Here is a 24,105-nt window from a genome sequence, read left to right on the forward strand (position 1 = left end):
GTTTTAAATGCATAAAAAACACCTGAGGCACAGCATGAGCAGAACCCAAAACCTGCGGCAAAACGTGGTAAACCAGATGATCGACAGCATCAATAACGGCCACCTGCGCTCGCCGCTGCCGTCTCAGGCCGCCCTGGCCGAAATGTACAACATCAGCCGCACCACCGTACGCCATACGCTGGCGCACTTGTCCCAGTGTGGCGTGCTGGAAAAAGTCGGCGATGACTACGTTATTTTACGCCGGGCACTGCCGCAAGATGGCTTCGACTGCCAGAACCTTTCTCTTGATGAACAGGGGAAAAAGTTTGAAAAGGCGTTCTACCAAATGATCAACCAAAAGCAGCTGCGTGCCGGCGATACCTTCAGCGAACTGCAGCTGTCGCGTGCGGTCAACGTGAGCCCGGTGGTGGTGCGGGAGTTTCTGCTGCACTTCAGCCGTTACAACCTGATCGACAGCGTCCGGCGCGGTCAGTGGAGCATGAAGAAATTTGATCAACGCTACGCCGAACAGCTGTTTGAATTGCGCCAGATGCTGGAAACGCACGCCCTTTCCCACTTTATCAATCTGCCGATGCACGACGAGCGCTGGCTGCAGGCCAAAGAGCTGCTGAGCCGTCACCGCCAACTGCGGGAAAACATCAGCGACAACTATCGCCTGTTTTCCCAATTGGATCGCGATTTCCACGGGCTGATCCTCTCCGCTGCCAACAACCCGTTCTTCAACCAGTCGCTGGAGATCATTTCCGTGATTTTTCATTTCCACTACCAGTGGGATGAAACCGATCTTAAACAGCGCAATATCGTCGCCATTGAAGAACACATGACCATTCTCAGCGCGTTGATCTGCCGTAACGATCAGGAAGCCATCAACGGCCTGCACCGCCATCTGGACACCGCCAAGCAGTCCATGATCCGCTCGATCAATCAGAGCATCGCCTGATTCGGGGTGGCGCTCTTTATTGATAAAAAACACCCCCACAGCATTTAAAACCGATAAAAAGCAGCAAAATATTGGCTGCTGCACGGAACCGCGACAAAACACACCGCCAACCCCATTTCGCCCACTAGGCTTACTGCCGACCACCTGCTAATGCACTTCCCAGGGGAATACCCGGAATAATAAATATTATTAATGCGAAATTCTGGAGGCAAAGAAAGATGGAAAGAACCCATACCGTCGATAGCGGAAAACCACAAACGGATCCCTATTCCGATAACATAATTCCTATGCCACCGGAGGGCATGTTAGTCCGCTCGGCAAAAATTAAAAAAATCCAAACTACGGCCATGTTGTTGCTATTTCTGGCGGCAATAATCAATTTTCTCGATCGCAGCTCGCTCTCAGTGGCGAACTCCACCATTCGGGAAGAAATGGGGCTGAGCGGTACCGAAATCGGCTTGCTGCTGTCGGCTTTTTCATTGGCCTACGGCATCGCCCAACTGCCCTGCGGGCCGCTGTTGGATCGAAAAGGCCCACGTCTGATGCTGGGGATCGGGATGTTTGTCTGGTCGCTGTTTCAAACGCTGTCCGGCATGATCCATAACTTCACCCAGTTTATCTGGGTACGTATCGGGCTGGGGATCGGCGAAGCGCCAATGAATCCGTGCGGCGTAAAGGTGATCAATGACTGGTTCAACATTAAAGATCGTGGCATGCCCATGGGCATTTTCAATGCCGCTTCGACCATCGGGCTGGCGATCAGCCCGCCAATCCTCACGGCCATGATGCTGGCCTTCGGCTGGCGCGGTATGTTCATCACCATCGGCGTGTTGGGGATCGCCCTGTCGATCGGCTGGTACATGCTGTACCGCAACCGGCAGGACGTCAGCCTGAGTGCTCAGGAACAGGCCTATCTGAACGCCGGTAGCGTCAGCGCGCGGCCTGAACCGATGAACTTTCGCGAGTGGCGTGGGCTATTCAAAAACCGCACCATGTGGGGCATGATGATCGGCTTTAGCGGCATCAACTACACCGCCTGGCTGTATCTGGCCTGGCTGCCGGGTTACCTGCAAACCACTTACCATCTGGACCTGAAAAGCACCGGGCTAATGAGTGCCATCCCCTTCCTGTTTGGCGCCGCCGGTATGTTGTCGAACGGTTTCGTCACCGACTTTTTGGTTCGGCGCGGAATGGCACCGCTGAAAAGCCGCAAAATTTGCATTGTGGCCGGCATGCTGCTGTCCGCTTCCTTTACCGCCGTGGTTGCCCAGGCTACCACCACCTACAGCGCGGTGTTGTTGATCGGCATGGCGCTGTTTTGTATCCACTTTGCCGGCACCTCCTGCTGGGGCCTGATCCACGTGGCGGTAACCTCGCGCATGACGGCCTCCGTCGGCAGCATTCAAAACTTCGCCAGCTTTATCTTCGCTTCGTTCGCGCCGGTGGTCACCGGCTGGATCCTCGATACCACCCACTCTTTCAACCTGGCGCTCATCCTCTGTTCCTGCTTCACCCTGATAGGTGCACTGTCGTATATCTTCGTGGTTAAACACCCGATCGTTGACAGCGCCGCCTAAGGATTTCACTCCGCCGCCCTCTCCCACGATTGAGGGCGTGCGTTCAACACAGGCTAAAGAAATCCAGCCCCAACGCGCCTTTCACCTGTGCCAGCGTCTGCTTGCTGATCTTATCGGCACGCTGGGTGCCCTGCTGCAGAATACGCAACAGCTCGCCCTTGTCGGCCAGATACTCGGCCCGACGGGTACGAATTGGCTCCAGCAGGCTTTGCAGGCAATCTTCCAACAGGCGTTTGATTTTCATGTCCCCCAGCCCGCCACGACGATAATGCGCCTTCAGATCGGCAACCAGATCGGCATCCTCACAGAAAGCATCCAGATAGGTGAACACCATATTGCCCTCCACGCGGCCGGGATCCTTAACGTTCAGGTGACCAGGATCGGTAAACATGCTCATCACCGCCTTGTGCACCTGCTCGGCATCGGCGCCCAGAGTAATGGTGTTGCCGCGCGATTTCGACATCTTGCCCTGCCCATCCAGCCCCGGCAGGCGGCCGACGTTGCTCAACAACGGCTGGCATTCCGTCAGTACCGGTCTGCCAACGATGCGATTAAAACGCCGCACGATCTCGTTGGTCTGCTCCAGCATTGGTAGCTGATCGTCACCAACCGGCACGTGGGTCGCGCCAAATGCGGTGATGTCCGCCGCCTGGCTGACCGGGTAAACCAGAAAACCGGCCGGCAAGCTGCGGGAAAAGTCTTTTTCGATAATTTCGCTTTTCACTGTGGGGTTGCGCTCCAGCCGTGCCACGCTGACCAGATTGAGATAATATATGGTCAGCTCAGCCAGCGCCGGCAGCGCGGATTGCAGGCAAATCGTGGTTTTCTGCGGATCGATGCCGACCGCCAGGTAGTCGGCGACCAGATTCAGCACGTTGGCGCTGATTTTTTGCGGATTGTTGCCGTTATCGGTCAGCCCCTGCAGGTCCGCGACCAGCACCGTTTGCTGATGCTGTTGTTGCAGCTCAACGCGCTGGCGCAAGGATCCGACGTAGTGGCCTAAATGCAGGGATCCGGTGGCGCGATCGCCGGTCAAAATGGTGTAGCTCATTGCATTGCTCCTGAAAGTAAATACACCACCGGATCAACGCAATAAAAATGCCGCCAGAACCGGCGGCATTGAAAAGAGGTGTGAATACCCGTGCCGCCTTCAGAGGAGGCGCCACCAAGACTGGCTGTGAGTGGAGTGCATCGGCATATTCATGCTTTTAAGGTATCCCCCCACTGCGCCGGTTGTCAATAACCGCACGCTGCCAGGCCGCCGCCTGTTCGCCGGCGATACGACAAAATGTCTCGATCAGCGGTGAAGGGGTGCGTAACGCCAGCGCCAACGTATAGGGCACCGGGCTACCTGCGCCACTCAGTTCGCGGAACACCACGCCGGGTGATTTCAGTACCGCAAACAGAGCCGGCATCAGTGCAATCCCCACCCCACCGGCCACCAGCCCGCCGATGGTTTGCATCTGCCGAGCTTCCTGCACGATACGCGGGCTGAACCCCGCTACCGCACAGGCCTGCAAAATCGCCGCGTGCATCCCCAGCCCATAATGTGCCGGAAACAGCACCCAGGGCTGATCGGCCAAATCGCTCAGCGTCACTTGCCGTTGCGTCGCCAAAGGGTGGTGATCCGGCAGCGCCAGCACCATGCGATCCTGTAAAAAAGGTAGAATCTGCAGCTCATCCTGCGGCGCTATCGGCAGGACCACCATACCGATATCGGCGCGATCGTCGCGCAGCGCGATCAGCTGTTCGGCGGTGGTGGCCTCCTGCAAATGGAACTCCGCCTGCGGGTGCGCCTGACGAAACTGGCGCAGGATCCCCGGCAGCAGGGCATTGACCGTGCTATCGACAAAGGTCAACCGTAGCGATTCCGTCAGGCCACGCGCCGCACGTCGGGTATTGCCAAGGGTGCGCTCAAACTGCGCCAAGGTCCGCCGCGCCTCGATCAGAAACACCTGCCCAGCCTCGGTGATGCGCGTGATCCGATTGCCGCGTTCCAGCAAGGGGACACCCAGCTCCTGCTCAATCTTTCTGATGGCGGCCGTCAACGGCGGCTGCGCCATGTGCAAACGCTCGGCGGCGCGGTGAAAGCTCATCTCTTCGGCGACGGCGACAAATTGCCGCAGTTGGCGTAGCTCAATCACGTGATACCTTTTTCGTATTTTGGAAGCATAGATAGAGTATTGGATGTATCGATAGCGAAAGCCAATACTTTCCGAACCCTCAAGTGCTGCGCCATTCCGGCGTGGACCACGGGCACAGGAGAATCAGCTATGACGCAACGTACAGCGGTGATTACCGGCGGATCCAGCGGTATTGGACTGGCCATCGCCCAGCAACTGGCACAACAGGATTACCGCATCGCCATCGTGGCGCGTAACCCTAAACGCCTGCAACAGGCGGCGCAGCAAATTGGCCACGGCACCCGCTATTATGCGGCGGACTTGAGCCAACGTGGCGCGGTGGAAGAAGTGGCCGCCCAATTGGCCGCCGATCTGGGCACTTTGGATGTGCTGATCAACAACGCCGGTTTTACCCGGGTGATTGCCGCCGATACGCCCCTGGCGCAGGCCGAGCAGGAATGGGACGCGGTGATCGACGGAAACCTGAAAAGTACCTTTTTGTTTACGTTGGCGATGTTGCCGCATCTACGTAAACCGGGCGGTCGCATCATCAACCTGAGTTCGATCGCCGCCCAATGCGGCAGCGACAGTGCCGGTGCTCTGGGCTACTCCGCCGCCAAGGCCGGCGTGCAAGGTTTTACCCTCAGCCTGGCACGCGAACTGGGCGAAGCAGGCATCACGGTTAACGCCATTGCGCCGGGCTTTATCGCCGATACTCGCTTTTTCGGTACCGGTTTGCCGCAGGATCGCATTGACGCCATCGCGGCCGAAACGCCGATGGGGCGCACCGGCCGGGTAGAGGATATCGCCAGCGCCGCGCTGTGGCTGGCTTCGAAAGAGGCCTCTTTCATCACCGGAACCGTTACCTCGATTAACGGGGGGGCGCGGGTCGGTTAAGAAAGCGTTACATTCCGCCATTTGCGTTCTCCGAGCGTCGCGTTAGGGTGAAGGAAGATAACCTGAGAAAAGGAACGCGATATGAAGATCGGATTTGCCGGCCTGGGCGGTATGGGCAGCGCGATGGCCGCCAACCTGTTGCAGGCTGGCTATGGGGTAAAGGTATGGAACCGTTCGCCCCAGGCAGCACAGCCTTTGGTGAGCGCCGGGGCCGTGCAGGCTCGGCAGCCGGAAGAACTGGCGGAGGTGGACGTACTGATCACCATGCTGGCCAACGATGCCGCCACCGAGCAGGTAGTGGTGGAAAGCGGGCTGCTGCAACAGCTGCGGGCGGGAGCGATTCACATCAATATGGCGACGGTCTCGGTGGCGTTGGCCAAACGGCTGGCGTTGCTGCACGCGGAGCGCAACGTCGGTTATATCGCCGCACCGGTGTTGGGGCGGATGGACGTAGCCGCAGCCGGCAAGCTGAATATTCTGGCGGCGGGCGATCCGCTGTTGCTCGCCAAGGTGCAGCCGCTGTTTGAGGTGCTCGGCCAGCAGACCTGGCATTTTGGCGACCAGCCCGAACAGGCCAACATCGTTAAAATCGCCGCCAATTTCACGTTGGCCAGCGCCATTGAGGCGATGGCGGAAGGCAGTGCTCTGGTGCGCAACTACGGCGTTTCCGGCGCGGATTATCTGCACATGCTCACCAGTACCCTGTTTGCCTCTCCGGCTTACAAGGGTTATGGAGGGTTGATCGCCGAAGAAAAGTTTGAACCTGCGGGTTTTAAATTAAGCCTGGGGATGAAAGACGTCGGCCTGGCGCTGGAGGCCGGCGCCAACAGCCACACGCCAATGCCGTTCGCCAGCGTGCTGAAGGACAACTTCCTCGACGCGGTGGCGCAAGGCGACGCAGATTTGGATTGGTCGGCGTTGGCCAAAGTGGCGGCACGCAGAGCCGGATTGAAGTAATCCTGATAGGCCCGGATCGCTCCGGGCTTTTTATTTGGCCGTCAGAAACGAATTTCTGCCGTTGGCAGTGCGTCGATCAGGACACCAAAGCTTTCGATATTCGACAGTGTAGCGTTGTGATGGGCGCGGATCTGCAGGCCGGAGGCATGCGCTTTGTCGTGGCTGGTATGCGCATCGGCCGCCAGCGTCACCGGGTAACCCAGAGCGGCGGCGCGGCGAGTGGTGGTATCCACGCAAAATTCGGTGGAATAGCCGCAAACCACCAGATGCGAGATACCGTTCGCAATCAACAGCGGCCCCAATCCGGTACGCAGGAATGAGTCCGGCGTGGTTTTCTCTACCCGATGATCGCCGGCCTTTACCTGCAAACCGGGATCAAGTTGCCAGGCGTCACTGCCGTGCGCCAACTCATCATGCTGCGTTTGATGCTGAATGAAAATCACCGGCACGCCGGCCTGACGGGCAGCGGCGCTCAGGGTGTTAATGCGATCGATCGTCGCTTCGGCATCCGCCGGCGGCGGTGTAAACAACCCTTTCTGCACATCAATAACCAACAGCGCTGACTTCATGATTGGCTCCAGAGAATAAATTCCGTCTCAGCATACCGGCTGACGCGGGCGGAAGATATGGTCAACGCCCTGCTCACGCAGTTTGTTAACCAACTCGTGACCCCCATTCGGCGTCGCATGCGCCAGCAGACGCTCGGCTTCAAATACCGGGCTGGCCCAGAAAATATTGACCGGATCGCCATACTGTTTCGGCAAGCTCAGATGCTCGTGATACGGATAAAACGAGGAAGACAGCACGTAGCCCTCATAGCCCTGAGGCGCCACTTCGGACTCCAGGGTATGCCCTTCGCCAAACCAGGTGATTTTTGACCAAGGCACGTGGGCGAAACCGGCCAACGCGCTGGCCATCTGTATCGCATTTTCCTCGGTCATGTATTGACCGTCGATGGCGATACCCATTTCCATACGGCGATAGCGGGAGGCGTCGTCGTTAAACAGGATCTCTACCCACGGCATCGGCCGGATGCTGACACCCAGGGTAAGGAAATAGTAGATGCCGTCGCGTTCATGCTGAGTGATCGCCATCGGCGGCCACTTGCCCTGATCGATGGCGTAGTATTTCACCGAGGGGCCAAAATGCTGCTCGTAATGCGCCTGATAATCGCTCTGCATCTTGGGCCAGGGATTCCCTTCCTCCCGCTGCCAACTGCGCCAGAACTGACGGGTACTTTCCGCCAGTGCATACTGGGTATTGGTGGAAGCGGAACCGAGCGGATAAGCCAGCGGGCTCTCTTTAATGCAGCTGGCGGAATAACATACCGAATGGTCGATATACAGGCTCCAGCCGGGGATCACCGCCAGCAATTGACCGTAATACCACAGTGCCGCGCCGTCGTCGCTCTCGGTCCAAACCACCGTCAGCCCTTCCGGGTTCAGCGGCGCTTCCCCTTCCAGATTGCGGCAAAACTCGGCCGCCAGCATCGGTGGCTGCCCCAGCGCCAGTGCCGCGCTGTCTTCCTGCTGCGGCGCAGCGGCCAGGTTACGCAGCCAGCAAGCGCGCACCTGAAAACGCTCGCTATTTTCTTCTGTAGGGTAAATATAAAAATAAGCAGCCCGGTGATCTTGCTGAACCACCGCGACCAGCGTCTGGTTCTCATTACTGACTTCAGCAAGTACGTGTGACTCGTTCATATAACCTCAAATAGGCTCAAGGCGCAGAATAATGCTGCACGCTAAATAAAATGGAAATTGGCTTTTATCCAGTGTAAAGCGCATTACCGCTCGGATCACCCGTAAAAGTCTCAAAAGTGCCCCGAAACATCGGGTTATTGGTAAGAATTATAGTCTGCGCCGATTCAGGCCTGTCGGTTAATTCGGCGCAGCGCACGCTGATATGAACCATTACGCATTGAGGCGCGCAGCACTTTACCGACGCCCCCTGCACCGGTGCGCACCAGGCGGCGGCGTAAGTTTCCGGGATGAAAATCAAACTGTTGTTGCGCCCAGTCAGGCAGCAGGTCGATACCCGCGTGCATCACTAAAGCGCCAAAAGGCCGGGCCAATGCGCTGGGAGCCGGCGCGGCCAGCAGAATACGCGCGACTTCCCGCGTGCGCTCATCGCACACCAATTGCGGACGCATCCGTTGCAGATACTCCTCTACCGCCGTGCAGGAGGTTGGGATTTCTTCCGCCCCCAAGGCTGCGGCTACGCGTGCAGCCTCACGGTAATATTGGTCCTGCTTTTCACGGGGAAGAGACGGGTTGCGGTAGCGTAAATGGCTGGCCAAAAAACGACTGCTTTCCACCACGTGCACCCAGGTAAGCAACTCAGGATCGCTGGCGGCGTAAGGCCTGCCGTCGCTGCTGACGCCGTTGACCTGCAGGTGAATAGCTTTGACTTTGGCAATCAGGCGTTCGGCTTCGGCGGTGGGGCCAAAAGTGGTGACGGAGACAAACTGGCTGGTACGGCGCAGGCGGCCGAGCATATCTTCACGAAAGTTGGAATGATCCCACACTCCCGCCAACGCCAGCGGGTGCAGCATTTGCATCAGCAAGGCGCTGACGCCCCCGCACAGCATCGAGGTAAAATCGTTGTGCACCTGCCAGATAACCGACTGCGGGCCGAACAGGCCCGGATCCCCCGGCGGATTTTCAAAATCAATGCCGCCGAGCGCCAGCCCGGTCAGGCTGATGACCTGTTTTTCTATCGCTGCGCGTATCACTTCCATCCTGACTGGCCCCGTTTAGCTTCTGGCGGCCAGTGTAACATGAAGCGAAATACGGCTTTTAACTCCGCGGGTCGCTATCGTTGAGCAGCACAATTTTACCGGCAAAGCTGCGATCTTCCAGGCGACGGTGCGCCGCCGCCCCCTCTTTGAGCGGGAAGGTTTCGATGTACGGAATAGCAAACTCGCCATTCTGCCAACTGCTGAACAGACGCTCGGCCCGCGTACGTCGCGCCTCTGCGTTATTGAGGTAAGTCCAGAGATCGCCCCCCACTACGCCTTTGGAATCCATCATCAGCTGATAGGCAGAGATCGCCGGTGCCTCGCCCCCGGCCATGCCGAAGGTGACCACCCGACCGCCGGGGCGCAGCGCGTCGATGCTTTGTTGCAGGGTGATGCCCACGGAGTCAAAACCGTACTCAACGCCGCCGTCGGTCAGAGCGGCAATCTGCGTGACCCAATCCTGCTGATAAGTGAAGGCCGCCACCGCACCGTTGTTTAACGCAATCTGCTGTTTATGCGCCGAAGAGACAACGGCGTAAACCTGCGCGCCACGCGCCACCAGCATCCGGGTAAGGATCTGTCCGACACCGCCGGCGGCGGCATGCACCAGGGCGCGATCGCCCGCCTTGACCTGAACGCTGTCATTGATCAGGTACTGCGCCGTCAGCCCCTGCAGCAAAATAGAGGCGGCTTCAACGTCGCTCAATGCCTGCGGCAGACGCAGCGCGTGCTCCACCGGCACATTGATGCGAGTGGCATGACAAAAAGGTACGTCAGCGAAACCAATCCGCTCTCCGAGTTGCCACCCCTGAACGCCCTCACCCAAGGCAATGATGGTCCCAACCCCTTCGTAACCGCCAATATGAGGGGGATTGCCGTGCAGCACGTAATTGCCCTTACGGCGATAGATATCGGCAAAATTCAGCCCGGCGGCCCCCATGCGTACCTGTACCGCACCCGCAGGTACAGCCGGCGTCGGCAGCTCAAGGTATTCGAGCACGTCCGGCCCGCCAAATTGTTCAAACGCTAATGCCTGCATGTCGCCACTCCGGAAAATTTCCGCCAATAACACACTGACGGTCGATAGATTGATTATCGCAAAGCGCTATACTCGGCAACAGTGGCCTAAAAAGCATTCAGAAAACACCAGGGGTTTATAATGGATCGATTAACCAGCATGGCGGTGTTTGTGCGGGTGGTGGAAAAAGGCAGCTTCGTCGCCGCCGCCGAAGAGATGGCTATTTCACCGACCATGGTTGGCAAACACATTCGCGCTCTGGAACAACGGTTGAATGCGCCGCTGCTTAATCGTACTACCCGCCGCCAGGGGCTGACCGAGGCCGGTCGGGTGTTTTACGAACGCTGCCGCCGACTGCTGGCCGATGCCGACGCGGCCGAAGCCAGTGCGCGGGCGCTGTTAAGCTCCCCGAGCGGGCTGTTGCGCATCAGCGCGCCGGTCACCTTCGGCAACCGCGTTCTGACACCGATACTGACCGAGTTCCTGCAACGGCACCCGGAGGTGGAAGCGGAAGTGGTGCTGTCGGATCGCAAGGTGGATTTGATCGAAGAAGGCTACGAGGCCGCGTTTCGCATCGGGCCGGTGGCGGACGACGGCCTGGTGGCGCGCGCCCTGCCCGATTACCGCATGACGCTGGCTGCCTCGCCGGATTATCTGGCACAGCACGGTGAACCCACACGGCCGGAGCAGCTCAGCGCACACTGCTGCTTTGGTTTCAGCCAGTGGAATGGCAACCACTTTTGGCGGCTGTTGGGGCCGCCGGGAGAGATCAGCGTACCGGTCAGGCCTCGATTGAGAATGGACTCCGGTGAAGGGGTACGCCGGGCGGCATTGGCGGATTTTGGCATCGCGCTGCATGCCACTCTGTTGCTGGATGAAGATATCGCCGCCGGCAGATTGATCCGGGTACTGCCGGAGTATTCACCACTGCCGCGCCCGATGCACCTGGTCTATCTGCCCGAAAGGCGGCAATCCGCCAAGCTGGAAGCCTTTATCGCCCTGACCGTAGCCAGACTGTGGGGCCGGGTTTAAAATAAATGAGTCCAAATACGGGAGTTACCATGTTCACTATCCGAGCTCGCGCGGCAGAAGACAATGCGCAACTGGTGGAGATTTGGCAGCGTTCGGTACGCGCTACCCACCATTTTCTTACCGAAGAAGACATCGCCAAACTCTATCCGTTGGTGCTGAACGATTACCTGCCTGCGGTCAACGTTTGGGTTGCCGTGGACGGCACCGGCCAGCCCTGCGGTTTTATCGGACTGAGCGGCAACAAAGTGGAAATGCTGTTTATCGATCAGGATCAGCGCGGTAAGGGCGTCGGCAAAGCACTGCTGGAGCATGCGGAAACCTTGCATAACGAGTTGCAGCTGGACGTCAATGAACAGAACCCGCAGGCCAGTGGTTTTTACCGCCACTACGGGTTTGAAATCACCGGGCGTTCCGCGCTCGACGGCCAGGGCAACCCTTTCCCGCTGCTGCACATGAAGCTCGCCAAACGCTAACGCCAACCCCTCGGCCATGGTCTGCCTTGGCCGTCGTTTTACCATCACTTCCGCTCATCACTTGATATACCAAATCAGAATAACTAATAGAATTTACATTCTTCCTGTCACTATAAACCCCCGGTAGGATTGGCCCGTATTCACCCAGCAACAGAGGTTCCGTCTGCCCTTATCCCAAGAAGCCGATCCCTTTCCGGCGTGACGCGCTCCGGACGGAATTCTGTGATGTATTAAATAAGGATTCGCTTCTCTATGATCGTTCTTTCGAACGTTTGCAAAACTTTTGACAGCGCACAGGGCCGCGTTGTCGCAGTGGATGACGTCAACCTGACGGTCGAGGCCGGGCAAATCTACGGCATCATCGGCTACAGCGGCGCCGGTAAAAGCACGCTGATCCGCCTGCTGAACGGGCTGGAAACGCCCAGCAGCGGCAGCATTCAGGTTGAAGGTTTCGATATCGCCGGAGCCGAAGGCAACGCCTTGCGCCAGGCGCGGTTGAAAATCAGCATGGTGTTTCAACACTTCAACCTGCTGTGGTCACGCACCGTCAGTCAGAACATTGCTTTTTCCATGCAAATCGCCGGCGTGCCCAAAGCACAGATTAAACCGCGAGTGGCGGAGCTGGTCGCACTGGTTGGGCTGCAGGGCCGCGAAGATGCTTATCCGTCGCAGTTGAGCGGCGGACAAAAACAGCGCGTCGGCATCGCCCGCGCGCTGGCCAATAATCCGGGGGTTCTGCTGTGCGATGAGGCCACTTCGGCGCTCGACCCTCAAACCACAGACTCGATTCTCGATTTGCTGCTGGACATCAATCGCAAGCTGAACCTGACCATTGTGCTGATCACCCATGAAATGCACGTCGTGCGCAAAATTTGCCACCGGGTGGCAGTGATGGAAAACGGTCGCATCGTTGAGGAAGGCCCGGTGATTGACGTGTTCACCCGGCCGCAACAGCCGATCACCCAACAGTTCGTCAAACAGGTTTCGCAATATCAGGAAACCGAGGAAAGCTTCAATCCGCTGTTGAGCCAACATCTGTCGGGCGCGATTTTCAAGCTGACGTTTGTCGGCGTGCAGACCCATCAGGCGGTAATTTCCGACGTTATCCTGCGTTACAAGGTAAGTATCAACATTCTGCACGGCAAAATCAGTCAAACCCTGAATGGTTCCTTTGGCGAACTTTACATTCACGTCGAAGGCAACGACCTGCAAATCGACAGCATGCTGAAGCTGTTGAAAGAGCAACAGATCGCCGTTGAGGTCATTAAACATGCTTGAGTCACTGTTCCCTCACCTGCGTCTTGATTCGTTGTTGAACGCCACCTGGGAAACCCTGTATATGACCGGGATCGCCGGTTTGGCGACGCTGGTACTCGGCATCGTCCTCGGGGTGTTGCTGTTCCTGACCTCCCGCGGTCAGCTGCTGCAAAACCGGGCCGTCTATTCGCTGATTTCAGTGCTGGTCAACGTGTTCCGCTCCATTCCTTTCATCATTCTGATCGTGTTGTTGATCCCGTTCACCAAGACGTTGATCGGCACCATTCTGGGCGCCGATGCGGCATTGCCGGCGCTAATCGTCGGCGCGGCACCGTTCTACGCCCGATTGGTCGAGATTGGCCTGCGCGAAGTCGACAAAGGAGTGATTGAGGCGGCGCGATCGATGGGCGCCAAAACCAGCACCATTATCTTCCGCGTGCTGCTGCCGGAATCCTCACCGGCACTGGTTTCAGGCATTACCGTTACCCTGATCGCGCTGGTGAGCTACACCGCAATGGCCGGGGTGATTGGCGCAGGCGGGCTGGGCAATCTGGCCTATCTGGAAGGTTTTCAACGCAACCACGGTGACGTGACGCTGGCCGCAACGCTGACGATTTTATTGATCGTTTTCGTTATCCAGTTCATTGGCGACACCCTTACAACCACGCTCGATAAACGATAAATAACCAGGGAATAATGATGATGAAAAAACAAATTATGATGCTGGCTTTCGCCTCACTGACCGCCTTGGCCTCTTTGGGTGCCTCGGCGGAAACCAAGCTGGTGGTCGGCGCATCTAACGTGCCGCACGCGGAAATCCTCGAGCAGGCCAAACCGATTCTGGCGAAGGAAGGCATAGATCTGGTGATCAAACCTTTCCAGGACTACATCCTGCCGAACACCGCGCTGGCCAGCCACGATATTGACGCCAACTATTTCCAACACGTGCCTTACCTGAATTCGGTGCTTAAGGATCATGCCGACGACAAGAGCTACGACTTTGTCAGCGCCGGCGCTATCCATATCGAACCTATCGGTATTTACTCCAAGAAGTACAAAAGCCTGAAGGATTTACCGGACAACGGCAAAATCATCATGCGTGACGCGGTGGCGGAAGAAGGTCGTATTTTGTCGATCTTTGAAAAAGAGGGCGTGATTAAACTGAAGCCGGGCGTGAGCAAGGTGGATGCGCGCATTTCTGACGTGGCGGAAAACCCGAAACACCTGAAGTTCCAGGCCAATGTGGAAGGTGCACTGCTGCCGCAGATGTACAACAACGACGAGGGCGATGCGGTGGTGATTAACGCCAACTACGCCATCGACGCCGGGTTGAACCCGACCAAAGACCCGATTGCGGTGGAAAGCGGCGAAAACAACCCTTATGCCAACATCATCACCGTGCACAAGGCCGACGTGAACAAGCCGGAAATTGTTGCGCTGGTGAAGGTGCTGCACTCCAAGGCGATTCAGGATTTCATCCGCGAAAAATACCAGGGTGCGGTGATCCCGGTTAACCAATAGTATCGACCAAGGCCGCAGCGATGCGGCCTTTATTCCTGTCGTGTGCCCTGCTTAGACCTTATTGCCCACCTGACTCAGGCGCGGCCAGACCAGCATCAACGCATCAACCAAACGCAACAAATCTTCACGGCTGGCGCCTTCGCGTGCCTGAGTCGACATGCCCTCAATGGTACAAATGATAAATTTGGCCAGCAGCGCGGTATCGGTTTTCACCAACAGTTCGCCCTGTTCTACCTTGCGGTCGAAGCAAGCCTTCAGGCTGGCCTCCTGCATATGATGCTTTTTGCGCAGCATCTCGGCCACATCACCGGAAGAGGACGACAACGCCGCGGACGCACAAACCATCAGGCAGCCGGACGGTTTTTCCGGATCGGTGAACAGCTGCGCCAGAGAACGCACATAATCCTCGACGAGGTCCGCCACCGGCAAATCCTGCTCCAGCCGTTGGTTGATGCACGTGGTGTATTTTTCCAGGTAGCGCTCTACCGCTGCGCGGAACAACCCTTCTTTATTGCCAAACTCCGCATACAGCGTGGGCGCTTTGGCACCGGTCACCTCGACCAGATCGGCCATCGAGGTGGATTCATAACCATGCAGCCAGAACAGATCGAGTGCGCTTTCCAGCGCACGGTCGCGATCAAACTGCTTCGGTCTGCCACGCGTTTTTTTGGCGCAGACTTCTTCATTGATGCTCATAGACCCTCTCTTATCCCGCTCTGCAGCAGGGCTTGCTAATTAAATTAACGGTCATTATAAAAAAATATTGCGCTCTCGTCGAGAAGAGATTACCATTTAGTTATCGATCGTTAAGTAATTAGCGACAACCAATTCAAATACGCCCATTTACGTTGATAAAACAGGAATTAACATCATGAAAAACTTAAAAATGACGCTTGCAGCCCTTGCGCTGGCCTCTGTTTCATTCGGCAGCTTCGCCGCCGATCTGGTTAACAGCCAACCAGCAGATCAGCAGAAAGCTGGGGTGATCACCGTCAGCGGAGCTTCAGACCTCACCGCTCTGGAAGCCGGTTTGGCGGCCAAGGCTGACGCAGCCGGGGCAAAATCGTTCCAGATCGTTGGCGCAGGCGGCAACAACCAACTGCACGGCACCGCATTAATTTATAAATAACAATAAGTTGATTAAATAATGCTGGAGTGGCTACGGCTTTTGGCCTTCCAGCAAAAAGCTGTCAGAAAAAATTAATTAACGAACACTAAAAAAATAGTTGCAAAGCGTCGAACAGGCGTCTAACATTAAATTATCGATCGTTAATTAATTTAACGACCCAACAGACAAAACCGTATACAGAATATAAAGATAGGAATAAGACTATGAAAAACCTGAAAATCACCATCGCAGCCATCGCACTGGCCACCGCTTCATTCGGCAGCTTTGCCGCCGATTTGGTTAACGCTCAACCGGCAGATCTGCAAAAAGCCGGCGTAGTCACCGTCAGCGGTGCATCCGACCTGACCAGCCTGGAAAACAAACTGGCGGCCAAAGCGGATGAAGCAGGCGCTAAATCATTCCAGATCATCTCAACTACCGGCGACAACAAGCTGCACGGTACTGCGATCATCTACAATTAATGGCTGAATCAGCTATTGCGCAAAGAGGCGGCCTTGGGCCGCCTTTTGTTTTATGGATGGTGCTCAGTCGCTTTGCAGATTCTTGAGCAGGTAGATATTGCAGCCGTGGTGGCCGGTATTGCCGCGTCTTTCCGTCAGCAGCGTAAAACCCAGCGCATAATACAATCCCAGCGCCTCTTTCAACTGCTCGGTGGTTTCCAGATAACAGTAGCGGTACCCCGCTGCCCGCGCCGCTTTCAGCGCCTGCACCACCATGTAACGCGCCATGCCTAACCCGCGTACGCTGGGTTTGAAAAACAGTTTTTGCAGCTCGCAGTAACCGACGTCACCGCCCGCCAAAGGGGCAATGCCGACGCCCCCCACTACCTGGCCTTCCTGTTCCAGCACCCAATATTTTCCGCCGTTATCCTGGTAAACGCCGGTCAGGCGATCCAAATCGGGATCGTGCAGACTAACGCCTTCCATTTTATCCATGCCATACTCGCGGAATACGTTGCAAATAATCCCCGCCATCGCGGCATCATCATCCTGGGTTATCGGACGAACCCGCAAAGCGGCGTCACGCTGCTTACGTGCGTTACGTAATGCCGAGGTCATCTTTTTCATCGCGGCCGTAGTGGCAGCCAACTCATCATCGTCCAACTGCGCCAATGCATCCTGCATAAAACCATCGGCATTGGTGTCTATCGCCGCCAGCGTTTTACGGCCCAAACGGGTCAGTTGATTCAGGTTGTGGCGTTTATCGTGCGGATAATCCACCGCTTCAATCATGCCTGCGGCAACCAGGCTACGCACCGCCCGGCTGGCACTGGCCTTATCGATACACAACCGGGTGGCCAGTTCGGTCACGCCCAGGGGTAGCGTGCTGATCTCAATCAGAATATGGATCTGTAATGGTGAAAAACGGCTGCCGTTACTCTGTTTATTCAGCATGCCCAGTTCTCTGACCAGGTTGCGCGACAATGCCCTGAAATCTCTGATGTTCACAATCAATGTCCCCGTTGGTACCAGCGCTAAAACACTTCACTTAGTTGATAGTGTTACCTAATATTCATTACCATAACGGATTTTTAAACGGCGTGAAATCTCAACCTGACGAGACACCTGCAGCAATCTGTCGCCTCACACAGAATTACATTCTTTACTGAATTAAATTTACAAAATAAAAAGCCACAAAATATATATTTTACAAATAATAAACCCATCAAAAACCGGATAATTCAGCAAACCAGATAAAATACGAATGATATCCTTACACAATCCATTGTATTTGAATGAGTTATTTAATCCCCAATAGCGCCAATTATGTCGATATTCAGTTGTATTTTGTTACATATCCATGGCAGGATTGCCCCGTTTAAATAGCACCTGTTATTTCCCCTGCCGTTTAAATTCCTGGCGCAAAACGGTCTGTCTTGCGCGCTTTTATAATCATGGAGAGATTGTATTCCGATGAAAAAATCACTCGTTGTCTGCTCAGTCGCCCTTTCCGTCAGCCTGCTGGCAGGCTGTGCTACTGAATCCTCGCGCTCTCTGGAAGTGCCTAAAGTGGCGTCCTACAACACCAGCTACCAGGGGCAGCGCAGCCCTATCTCCGTCGGCAAGTTCGATAACCGCTCCAGCTATATGAACGGCATCTTCTCCGATGGCGTCGATCGTCTGGGCAACCAGTCAAAAACCATCCTGATCACCCATCTGCAGCAAACCGGCCGCTTCAACGTGCTTGATCGCGCCAATATGGATGAGTTGAAAACTGAAGCCGGCATTAAAGGCCAAACCCAGACGCTGAAAGGCGCCAACTACGTGATCACCGGTGACGTGACCGAATTCGGCCGTAAAGAAGTGGGCGATCACCAGCTGTGGGGCATTCTGGGACGCGGTAAAACGCAGGTGGCCTATGCCAAGGTCAATTTGAATGTGGTCAACGTACAGACCTCAGAAGTGGTTTACTCCACCCAGGGTGCCGGCGAGTACCAACTATCCAACCGTGAAATCATCGGCTTCGGCGGCACCGCCAGCTACGATTCCACCCTCAACGGCAAAGTGTTGGATCTGGCCGTACGCGAAGCGGTCAATAACCTGGTTGCCGGTATCGAAAGTGGCGCATGGCGCCCTGCTAACTAACGGAATAGAAGCAGCAATATGATAACTAAAAAAATGGGTGGGGCGCTGTTCGCAGCGACCCTGCTGGCCGGCTGCGCCGCGCCAAAAACGCTCTACAACTGGGATGGCTATCAAACTTCGATTTACCAATATTACCAACAGGATGGCCAAAGCCCTGAACAACAGATTTTGACGCTAAAAGAAATTGCCGAAAAATCTCGCGCCAAGAATAAAGCCGTGCCGCCGGGCCTGCATGCGCAACTGGGGTTGCTGTACAGCAAAACCGGCAATACCGGCCAGGCCATGACCGAGTTCAATACAGAGAAAACGCTGTTCCCGGAATCAGCGCCGTTTATGAATTTCCTGATGGCTAAGGATAAGGGGAGCTTTAAATGAAACGTGCATTAGGTTTCTTCAGCGTCGCCGTTACCCTGCTGTTGAGCGGCTGCGCCAAACAAGCAGCTTACGATTATGCAGCCTTCCACGAGAGCAAGCCGAAATCCATCCTGGTGCTCCCTCCTGTCAATCAGTCGCCGGATGTCAAAGCCAGCCATAGCGTCCTTGCAAGCACCACGCTGCCGTTGGCGGAAGCCGGTTACTATGTGCTGCCGGTCGCCGTGGTCGAAGAGACTTTTCAGCAAAACGGCCTGACCAACGCCAACGATATCCGTGCGGTCAGTATCCAAAAGCTGCATAAGATCTTCGGTGCCGACGCTGTGTTGTACCTGGATGTCACACAATACGGCACCAGCTATATCGTTATTAACAGCGAAACGCGCGTTACCGTGAAAGCCAGGTTGGTCGATTTGCGTAACGGCAAGCAACTTTGGGCCGGCAGCGCTACCGCCTCCAGCAACGAAAATAACAACAACTCCAGCGGCGGTCTGCTGGGTATGGTAATCAGCGCCGCCATCGCGCAAATTGCCGATACCATCAGTGACAAGGGGTTCGATGTTGGTGCTATCGCCAATACCCGCTTGTTGTCAGCAAACGGCCAGAACGGCGCCATTTTGTATGGCCCGCGCTCGCCGCATTACGCCAGCCAACGCTAACCTCCAAGGGCGGCAGATCCGGCCGCCCAAACCTGGTTTCCCTTTTGCCAAAAGTAGCCCATGCTGTAACAGTGATGGGGTGAGCTACCGCTCATCTTGCACCTCCTTTTGGCAAACAGGACGGCTTGCTCATGACGAAAAAAACCACGTTGCTGCAGTTTTTCCATTGGTATTACCCCGATGGCGGTAAGTTATGGCAGGAAGCCGCCGAACGCGCAGAGCAAATTGCCGGGATCGGCATCACCGACCTGTGGCTTCCCCCTGCCTATAAAGGCGCTTCCGGCGGCTATTCGGTAGGTTACGACAGCTATGATCTGTTCGACCTCGGGGAGTTCGATCAAAAAGGCAGTCGCGCCACCAAGTACGGCGATAAAGAGGCGTTGACCCACGCCGCCAACCGGCTGCGGGACAACGGCGTAAGGGTCATTTACGACGTGGTGTTTAACCATAAGCTCGGGGCCGACGAAAAAGAGCAGGTGCACGTATACAAAGCGGATGCCAACAACCGCAATGACATCAACGATCAGGGTTTTGACGCCCTGGCCTATACCCGCTTCACCTTTCCAGGGCGGCAAGGTACCTATTCCAAATTCATTTGGGACTACAAATGCTTCGGCGGAGTGGATTACGTAGAACAGCCCGATGAAAAAGGCGTTTTCAAAATCGCCAATGATTACGGCGACGACGGCTGGAACGATCAGGTCGGCGACGAGAAAGGCAACTACGATTACCTGATGGGCGCCGACGTTGAGTTTCGCAACCCCGCCGTGACGGAGGAACTGAAATACTGGGCTCGCTGGCTGATGGAGACTCTGCCCTGCGACGGTTTCCGGCTGGACGCCGCCAAACACATCCCGGCCTGGTTCTTTAAAGAGTGGGCTGATCATGTGCGTGACAGCGCGCAGCGCGATCTGTTTATCGTCGCCGAATATTGGTCGCACGATCTGGCAGCGTTACAACAGTATATTGACCTGGTCGAGGGCAAAGTGATGCTGTTCGACGTAGCCTTGCACCTGAAGTTTCATCAGGCATCCAAGCAGGGGGACGGGTTCGATATGGCGCAGATTTTCACCGACACCCTGACCGCCGCCGATCCGGCCCATTCGGTCACGCTGGTCGCCAACCACGACACCCAGCCGCTGCAATCGCTGGAAGCTCCGGTCGAACCCTGGTTCAAACCGCTGGCCTATGCTCTGATCCTGCTGCGCGAACAAGGCGTACCCTGCGTGTTCTATCCCGATCTGTACGGTGCCAGCTATAAGGATAAAGGCAGTGACGGCCAGGAATACCAAATTGATATGCCGGTGATCCCGGAATTGGAAAAGTTGATCCAGGCGCGTCAACGCTTTGCCAACGGCGTGCAAACCGATTATTTTGATGATAAAAACTGCGTCGCTTTCACCCGCAGCGGCACCGCCGATGCCCCTGGCTGCGTGGTGGTGCTCACCAACGGAGCTGAAAGCGGCAAAGCGGTTTCGCTGGGCGATGCTCTGGCACATAAAAGCTGGCGTGATCTGCTCGGCAACCGTCAGGATGAGGTCATCACCGACGAACTGGGGCAGGCAACTTTCCCGGTTAACGGCGGCAGCGTCAGCGTTTGGGTGTTGGCGGAAACCCTGTAGCGGGTGCGCCGTTGCGGCGTTCGGTCGCAACGGCGGCAAACTATTTTTTGCCTTTCAGGTCTAAATTGGGGTAACACCTTAGCAAACCATTCACACCGGAGCCTAAATAGGGTACAAGGCTGCATGAAAATTCCAAAACGACTCCAGCCATTGGTAGATGATGGTTTAATTGACGACGTCATCCGCCGTTTGAAAAGTGGCAAAGAAGCCGACGTCTTTATCGTGCGCTGCGGCGAAGAGATCCGCTGCGCCAAAGTCTACAAAGAAGCAGAAAAACGTAACTTCAAGCAGGCCGTGAACTATCAGGAAGGGCGCAAAGTGCGCAACAGCCGTGATGCGCGCGCCATGAGCAAAGGCTCTAAATTCGGCCGCCAGCAGCAGGAAGAAGCCTGGCAGAACACCGAGGTCGATGCGCTGAACCTGCTCGCCAAAGCGGGCGTTCGCGTGCCGCAGCCGGATATCTGTCTGGATGGCGTACTGCTGATGGAACTGATCACCGACGAAGAAGGCCTGGTAGCGCCGCGCTTGAGCGATGTTACCCTGACGCCGGAACAGGCACGGGCCGATCACGCATTGATGATGAACTATGCGGTACGCATGCTGTGTGCCGGGCTGGTGCATGGCGACCTGTCGGAATTCAACGTGCTGATGGACAAAAACGGGCCGGTGATTATCGATCTGCCGCAGGTGGTGGATGCCGCCGCCAACAACCACGCCAAAAGCATGTTCGAACGTGATATCAACAACATGTCGCAGTTTTACGGTCAGTACGCGCCGGAACTGCTCGGCAGCAAATATGCCAAAGAGATTTGGGCGCTGTACCAGGAAGGTAATCTGACCCCGGCGAGCGTGCTGACCGGCAAGTTTGTCGAGAGCAACAAACGCGCCGATGTCGGTTCCGTCCTGGAAGAGATCCAGGCGGCCAGTGAAGAGCACCAACGCCAACTGATGGCCCGCAACGAAGAAGATTAATCCTCCGGCCCTTTTTATCGGGCCGGGGTTTACTCGATCCTGACGACGTCAGGATGGCGTTCCGTCGCAGCCTCGTGGTAAATGTCCCCCAGATAGCCGGCTATCTCGCTTTCGGTCAATTCATCCGGCAACACGATGTCGTAACTGCGCGCATACTTGCGCTCCGGCAACGTCACGCGAAACAGCTGCCACTGCCCCCCTGCCCGTTTGACCCCCAGCAGGCGGCCGAACACATTAAAAATCATCACCCGCATTCCCTCCCCGGCGCGTTTTAGGCTATAACACAAGCTAGCCCCGCCGCATCGAAAAGGAAAGACAATGACCGCTAATGCGCCGCAGTTCTGGCGTGATCCGCAGCTCCCCTTCGTGGAAGCCCGCGCCATTGAAGATGGCCGCAAGGTTTGTTACGCCCTGCACAGCCATGAAATCTTTTCCATCGGCGCCATCACCGACGGCACCAGTATTTATATTAACGGCAGCCAAGCGTTGCAGGTGAGCACCGGCGATGTGGTGATCATCAATCCGCAGCAGGCCCACGCCTGTAACCCCATCGGCGACCAGCGCTGGTCATACATCATGTTTTATATTGATGCCGCCTGGCTGGGTAAATTGCAGCAAGAAATCGTCGGCGGCGACGGCCGTTTTATCCCCTTCACTCAGGTGCTTAGCCGTGACCCCGAACTGTTTGGTGGCCTGAACCGGCTGTATGAGCTACTGATCGACCCACTGCGCTGCCATTTGGAAAAACAGATCGCTCTGGTGGAATACTTCAGCGATTTGCAGACCTCTTTGGGGAATACGCCAGTTACCCCCTACGAGCACCCAAGATTGGCGGCGGCGGCAGCCTTTATCAACGCGCATTGCACCCAACCGCTCACGCTGGAAGCCATCTGCCAGGCGGCAGCGCTTTCGCCCTCTTACCTGATACGCGCCTTTAAACAGCGTTACGGCATGACGCCGCATGCTTATCTGGTTAACCAACGCATTCAATTCGGTCACCGGTTGCTGAAACGCGGTTATCCGATCGCCGCAGCGGCCAGCGAAAGCGGCTTTGCCGATCAGGCGCACTTTCAGCGCACCTTCAAACTGTTGCTGGCCGCCACCCCCGGCCAGTACCAAAACCCACGCTAAATGCCGTCGGCCAACAGATAGCAGGCGCTGGCTGCCAAAAGCAGCGCCATCAAGCGATTAAAACGCCGTACGTTGCGTGCCTGCTGCAGCAGGCCGGTCAACATCGCGCCGGTGTAAGCCCAGCAGGCCACCGAGGCATAACAGATCACAAAGTAAATTACCGCGAACTGCCACAGCAGCAGGCGATCGCCATCGGCAACAAACGCTCCCAGACTGGCCACCGATGCCAGCCAGGCCTTGGGGTTCAGCCACTGCAACAGCGCGCCATACCAGAAAGAAGGGGTTTGCGGTTGACTACCCTGCCCCAAGCGGCCGTCATCAAACGCCAGTTGATACGCCATAAACAACAAAAACGCGATGCCCGCCCACTGAATAACCTGCGTCAGCACCGGCCACAGCACCAACAGCGTGTTCAGCCCCAGACCTAGCAGGATCAACAGCAGAGTAAACCCCAGCGTGGCACCCGAAACATGGCGCAGAGTGGCGTTGAAACCGAATTGCGCCCCCGTGCTCAGGGCAACGATATTGACCGGACCGGGGGTGATGGAAGAGGCCAGCGCAAACGCGGCCATGGAAAGATAGATATTCATTAAAGGCACCTGAGAAAGAGTTCACAGATGCCAGACTGACGGCTTGGCTTGTCACTGTATTGAACAGAATTACCCTACGCCGGCGCTAACCCGGCATCAGGCCGATAAAGCTGGTTTTCTTGCGTGGGCCGGTCATCAGCGCTTCCAGTTTCTCCACGCATTGCAGATAGTGCGGAGTCTTTTTATGAGCGGCGACCGCCTGCTCGTCCCGATAGGCTTCATAAATATAAAACCGCGTCGGGATGGATTCATCTTGCAATACGTCAAAACGCAGGTTGCCCGGCTCTTCTATCGCCCCCAGATGATTGGCGCGGAAGACCTCAATAAACTCGTCGATTTTGTCCTGTTTAACGTTAATTTCTACCAGTGTGACGTGCATGGCGACTCCTTGTTAAACCTCGAAGGTCAATGTTCTTTCCAACCATAGGTTTAATCCCACAGATTGCCCCTCCGCAAGGGTAATTTTGCTGCCTGGCTCACAAATCCCGCCAGGCCTGTCGCTTCCCCCACCGG

General features: G+C 56.2%; 28 protein-coding genes. 17 read left to right on the top strand and 11 right to left on the bottom strand.

Features of this window, described 5'->3' with window-relative positions; genetic code table 11:
- Nucleotides 1–34 precede the first annotated feature (34 nt).
- Nucleotides 35–940, top strand: coding sequence for a GntR family transcriptional regulator (locus ACMGG1_RS17275; protein ID WP_130015958.1), 906 nt, complete (start codon nucleotides 35–37; stop codon nucleotides 938–940).
- 218 nt (nucleotides 941–1,158) lie between these two features.
- Nucleotides 1,159–2,517 carry an MFS transporter gene (locus ACMGG1_RS17280; protein WP_046374184.1) on the top strand — a complete coding sequence of 453 codons (1,359 nt, stop codon included), beginning with the start codon at nucleotides 1,159–1,161 and terminating at the stop codon, nucleotides 2,515–2,517.
- 43 nt (nucleotides 2,518–2,560) lie between these two features.
- Here ACMGG1_RS17280 and trpS read toward each other — a convergent pair whose 3' ends face one another.
- Together trpS and ACMGG1_RS17290 are read right to left on the bottom strand one after the other, a co-directional pair.
- Complete coding sequence (trpS, locus tag ACMGG1_RS17285; protein ID WP_414160892.1) at nucleotides 2,561–3,568, bottom strand: tryptophan--tRNA ligase; 1,008 nt, start codon at nucleotides 3,566–3,568, stop codon at nucleotides 2,561–2,563.
- Between the two features lie 157 nt (nucleotides 3,569–3,725).
- Entirely contained in the window at nucleotides 3,726–4,661 is a 936-nt protein-coding gene (locus tag ACMGG1_RS17290; protein ID WP_414160893.1) for a LysR family transcriptional regulator, read from the bottom strand.
- Between the two features lie 129 nt (nucleotides 4,662–4,790).
- Between ACMGG1_RS17290 and ACMGG1_RS17295 the strand changes: the two genes are divergently transcribed.
- Together ACMGG1_RS17295 and ACMGG1_RS17300 are read left to right on the top strand one after the other, a co-directional pair.
- A complete protein-coding gene (locus ACMGG1_RS17295; RefSeq protein WP_414160894.1) occupies nucleotides 4,791–5,537 on the top strand; it encodes an SDR family NAD(P)-dependent oxidoreductase in 747 nt (248 codons plus the stop codon).
- Nucleotides 5,538–5,618: 81 nt separating this feature from the next.
- Nucleotides 5,619–6,494, top strand: coding sequence for an NAD(P)-dependent oxidoreductase (locus ACMGG1_RS17300; RefSeq protein WP_414160895.1), 876 nt, complete (start codon nucleotides 5,619–5,621; stop codon nucleotides 6,492–6,494).
- A 41-nt stretch (nucleotides 6,495–6,535) separates the two neighbouring features.
- Here the strand turns inward: ACMGG1_RS17300 and ACMGG1_RS17305 are convergent, their stop codons facing one another.
- From ACMGG1_RS17305 to ACMGG1_RS17320, 4 genes are all read right to left on the bottom strand, one after another.
- Nucleotides 6,536–7,063, bottom strand: coding sequence for a cysteine hydrolase family protein (locus ACMGG1_RS17305; protein WP_020825820.1), 528 nt, complete (start codon nucleotides 7,061–7,063; stop codon nucleotides 6,536–6,538).
- A gap of 27 nt (nucleotides 7,064–7,090) precedes the next feature.
- On the bottom strand, nucleotides 7,091–8,194 hold the full coding sequence (locus ACMGG1_RS17310) for a suppressor of fused domain protein (protein WP_129940112.1): 1,104 nt from the start codon (nucleotides 8,192–8,194) through the stop codon (nucleotides 7,091–7,093).
- 164 nt (nucleotides 8,195–8,358) lie between these two features.
- Nucleotides 8,359–9,231 carry an oxygenase MpaB family protein gene (locus tag ACMGG1_RS17315; protein WP_130015955.1) on the bottom strand — a complete coding sequence of 291 codons (873 nt, stop codon included), beginning with the start codon at nucleotides 9,229–9,231 and terminating at the stop codon, nucleotides 8,359–8,361.
- A gap of 58 nt (nucleotides 9,232–9,289) precedes the next feature.
- Complete coding sequence (locus ACMGG1_RS17320) at nucleotides 9,290–10,270, bottom strand: quinone oxidoreductase family protein (RefSeq protein WP_262215393.1); 981 nt, start codon at nucleotides 10,268–10,270, stop codon at nucleotides 9,290–9,292.
- A gap of 120 nt (nucleotides 10,271–10,390) precedes the next feature.
- On the opposite strand from ACMGG1_RS17320, the gene ACMGG1_RS17325 reads away from it, so the two are divergent.
- The 5 genes from ACMGG1_RS17325 to ACMGG1_RS17345 all read left to right on the top strand — a co-directional run bounded on the left by ACMGG1_RS17325 (nucleotide 10,391) and on the right by ACMGG1_RS17345 (nucleotide 14,532).
- Nucleotides 10,391–11,281 (top strand): LysR family transcriptional regulator, encoded by an 891-nt coding sequence (locus ACMGG1_RS17325; RefSeq protein ID WP_414160896.1) that lies wholly within the window; start codon nucleotides 10,391–10,393, stop codon nucleotides 11,279–11,281.
- A gap of 29 nt (nucleotides 11,282–11,310) precedes the next feature.
- A complete protein-coding gene (locus ACMGG1_RS17330; RefSeq protein WP_020825815.1) occupies nucleotides 11,311–11,754 on the top strand; it encodes an acetyltransferase in 444 nt (147 codons plus the stop codon).
- A 252-nt stretch (nucleotides 11,755–12,006) separates the two neighbouring features.
- Nucleotides 12,007–13,032: a methionine ABC transporter ATP-binding protein gene (locus ACMGG1_RS17335; protein ID WP_020825814.1), complete on the top strand. Its 1,026-nt coding sequence runs from the start codon at nucleotides 12,007–12,009 to the stop codon at nucleotides 13,030–13,032.
- Nucleotides 13,025–13,693 (top strand): methionine ABC transporter permease, encoded by a 669-nt coding sequence (locus ACMGG1_RS17340; protein ID WP_020825813.1) that lies wholly within the window; start codon nucleotides 13,025–13,027, stop codon nucleotides 13,691–13,693. The genes ACMGG1_RS17335 and ACMGG1_RS17340 overlap by 8 nt, the downstream gene beginning before the upstream one ends.
- A 17-nt stretch (nucleotides 13,694–13,710) precedes the next feature.
- Complete coding sequence (locus ACMGG1_RS17345) at nucleotides 13,711–14,532, top strand: MetQ/NlpA family ABC transporter substrate-binding protein (protein ID WP_414160897.1); 822 nt, start codon at nucleotides 13,711–13,713, stop codon at nucleotides 14,530–14,532.
- Between the two features lie 51 nt (nucleotides 14,533–14,583).
- Here the strand turns inward: ACMGG1_RS17345 and ACMGG1_RS17350 are convergent, their stop codons facing one another.
- The gene (locus ACMGG1_RS17350; protein WP_128863966.1) at nucleotides 14,584–15,228 is read right to left on the bottom strand and encodes a TetR/AcrR family transcriptional regulator; all 645 of its coding nucleotides are present in this window, start codon (nucleotides 15,226–15,228) and stop codon (nucleotides 14,584–14,586) included.
- A gap of 175 nt (nucleotides 15,229–15,403) precedes the next feature.
- Here ACMGG1_RS17350 and bhsA (ACMGG1_RS17355) point away from each other — a divergent pair, with 175 nt between their 5' ends.
- Nucleotides 15,404–15,661 carry a multiple stress resistance protein BhsA gene (gene bhsA, locus ACMGG1_RS17355; protein ID WP_020825810.1) on the top strand — a complete coding sequence of 86 codons (258 nt, stop codon included), beginning with the start codon at nucleotides 15,404–15,406 and terminating at the stop codon, nucleotides 15,659–15,661.
- Nucleotides 15,662–15,864: 203 nt separating this feature from the next.
- Nucleotides 15,865–16,122 (top strand): multiple stress resistance protein BhsA, encoded by a 258-nt coding sequence (bhsA, locus tag ACMGG1_RS17360; RefSeq protein ID WP_020825809.1) that lies wholly within the window; start codon nucleotides 15,865–15,867, stop codon nucleotides 16,120–16,122.
- A gap of 63 nt (nucleotides 16,123–16,185) precedes the next feature.
- Here the strand turns inward: bhsA (ACMGG1_RS17360) and ACMGG1_RS17365 are convergent, their stop codons facing one another.
- A complete protein-coding gene (locus ACMGG1_RS17365) occupies nucleotides 16,186–17,109 on the bottom strand; it encodes a bifunctional helix-turn-helix transcriptional regulator/GNAT family N-acetyltransferase (protein WP_041414322.1) in 924 nt (307 codons plus the stop codon).
- Between the two features lie 465 nt (nucleotides 17,110–17,574).
- Here ACMGG1_RS17365 and ACMGG1_RS17370 point away from each other — a divergent pair, with 465 nt between their 5' ends.
- The 5 genes from ACMGG1_RS17370 to ACMGG1_RS17390 all read left to right on the top strand — a co-directional run bounded on the left by ACMGG1_RS17370 (nucleotide 17,575) and on the right by ACMGG1_RS17390 (nucleotide 21,871).
- Nucleotides 17,575–18,246, top strand: a complete 672-nt coding sequence (locus ACMGG1_RS17370) for a CsgG/HfaB family protein (protein WP_020825807.1) — start codon at nucleotides 17,575–17,577, stop codon at nucleotides 18,244–18,246.
- 18 nt (nucleotides 18,247–18,264) lie between these two features.
- Complete coding sequence (locus tag ACMGG1_RS17375; protein WP_041414320.1) at nucleotides 18,265–18,621, top strand: DUF4810 domain-containing protein; 357 nt, start codon at nucleotides 18,265–18,267, stop codon at nucleotides 18,619–18,621.
- Nucleotides 18,618–19,277: a DUF799 domain-containing protein gene (locus ACMGG1_RS17380; RefSeq protein ID WP_259216631.1), complete on the top strand. Its 660-nt coding sequence runs from the start codon at nucleotides 18,618–18,620 to the stop codon at nucleotides 19,275–19,277. Before ACMGG1_RS17375 ends, ACMGG1_RS17380 begins: the two co-directional genes overlap by 4 nt.
- Before the next feature lie 131 nt (nucleotides 19,278–19,408).
- Entirely contained in the window at nucleotides 19,409–20,899 is a 1,491-nt protein-coding gene (gene amyA / locus ACMGG1_RS17385; RefSeq protein WP_259216630.1) for an alpha-amylase, read from the top strand.
- Nucleotides 20,900–21,022: 123 nt separating this feature from the next.
- On the top strand, nucleotides 21,023–21,871 hold the full coding sequence (locus ACMGG1_RS17390; protein ID WP_020825803.1) for a PA4780 family RIO1-like protein kinase: 849 nt from the start codon (nucleotides 21,023–21,025) through the stop codon (nucleotides 21,869–21,871).
- Between the two features lie 29 nt (nucleotides 21,872–21,900).
- Here the strand turns inward: ACMGG1_RS17390 and ACMGG1_RS17395 are convergent, their stop codons facing one another.
- Nucleotides 21,901–22,119 carry a hypothetical protein gene (locus tag ACMGG1_RS17395; RefSeq protein WP_041414319.1) on the bottom strand — a complete coding sequence of 73 codons (219 nt, stop codon included), beginning with the start codon at nucleotides 22,117–22,119 and terminating at the stop codon, nucleotides 21,901–21,903.
- A gap of 70 nt (nucleotides 22,120–22,189) precedes the next feature.
- Here ACMGG1_RS17395 and ACMGG1_RS17400 point away from each other — a divergent pair, with 70 nt between their 5' ends.
- A complete protein-coding gene (locus ACMGG1_RS17400; protein WP_046374195.1) occupies nucleotides 22,190–23,002 on the top strand; it encodes an AraC family transcriptional regulator in 813 nt (270 codons plus the stop codon).
- On the opposite strand, the gene ACMGG1_RS17405 is transcribed toward ACMGG1_RS17400, so the two are convergent.
- Together ACMGG1_RS17405 and lsrG are read right to left on the bottom strand one after the other, a co-directional pair.
- Entirely contained in the window at nucleotides 22,999–23,592 is a 594-nt protein-coding gene (locus ACMGG1_RS17405; protein WP_115059515.1) for a LysE family translocator, read from the bottom strand. The genes ACMGG1_RS17400 and ACMGG1_RS17405 overlap by 4 nt on opposite strands.
- Before the next feature lie 85 nt (nucleotides 23,593–23,677).
- Nucleotides 23,678–23,971, bottom strand: coding sequence for a (4S)-4-hydroxy-5-phosphonooxypentane-2,3-dione isomerase (lsrG, locus tag ACMGG1_RS17410; protein WP_020825799.1), 294 nt, complete (start codon nucleotides 23,969–23,971; stop codon nucleotides 23,678–23,680).
- Between the last annotated feature and the right edge of the window lie 134 nt (nucleotides 23,972–24,105).

This window comes from Serratia sp. BNK-12, from assembly GCF_047456085.1.
Lineage (GTDB): Bacteria > Pseudomonadota > Gammaproteobacteria > Enterobacterales > Enterobacteriaceae > Serratia > Serratia liquefaciens.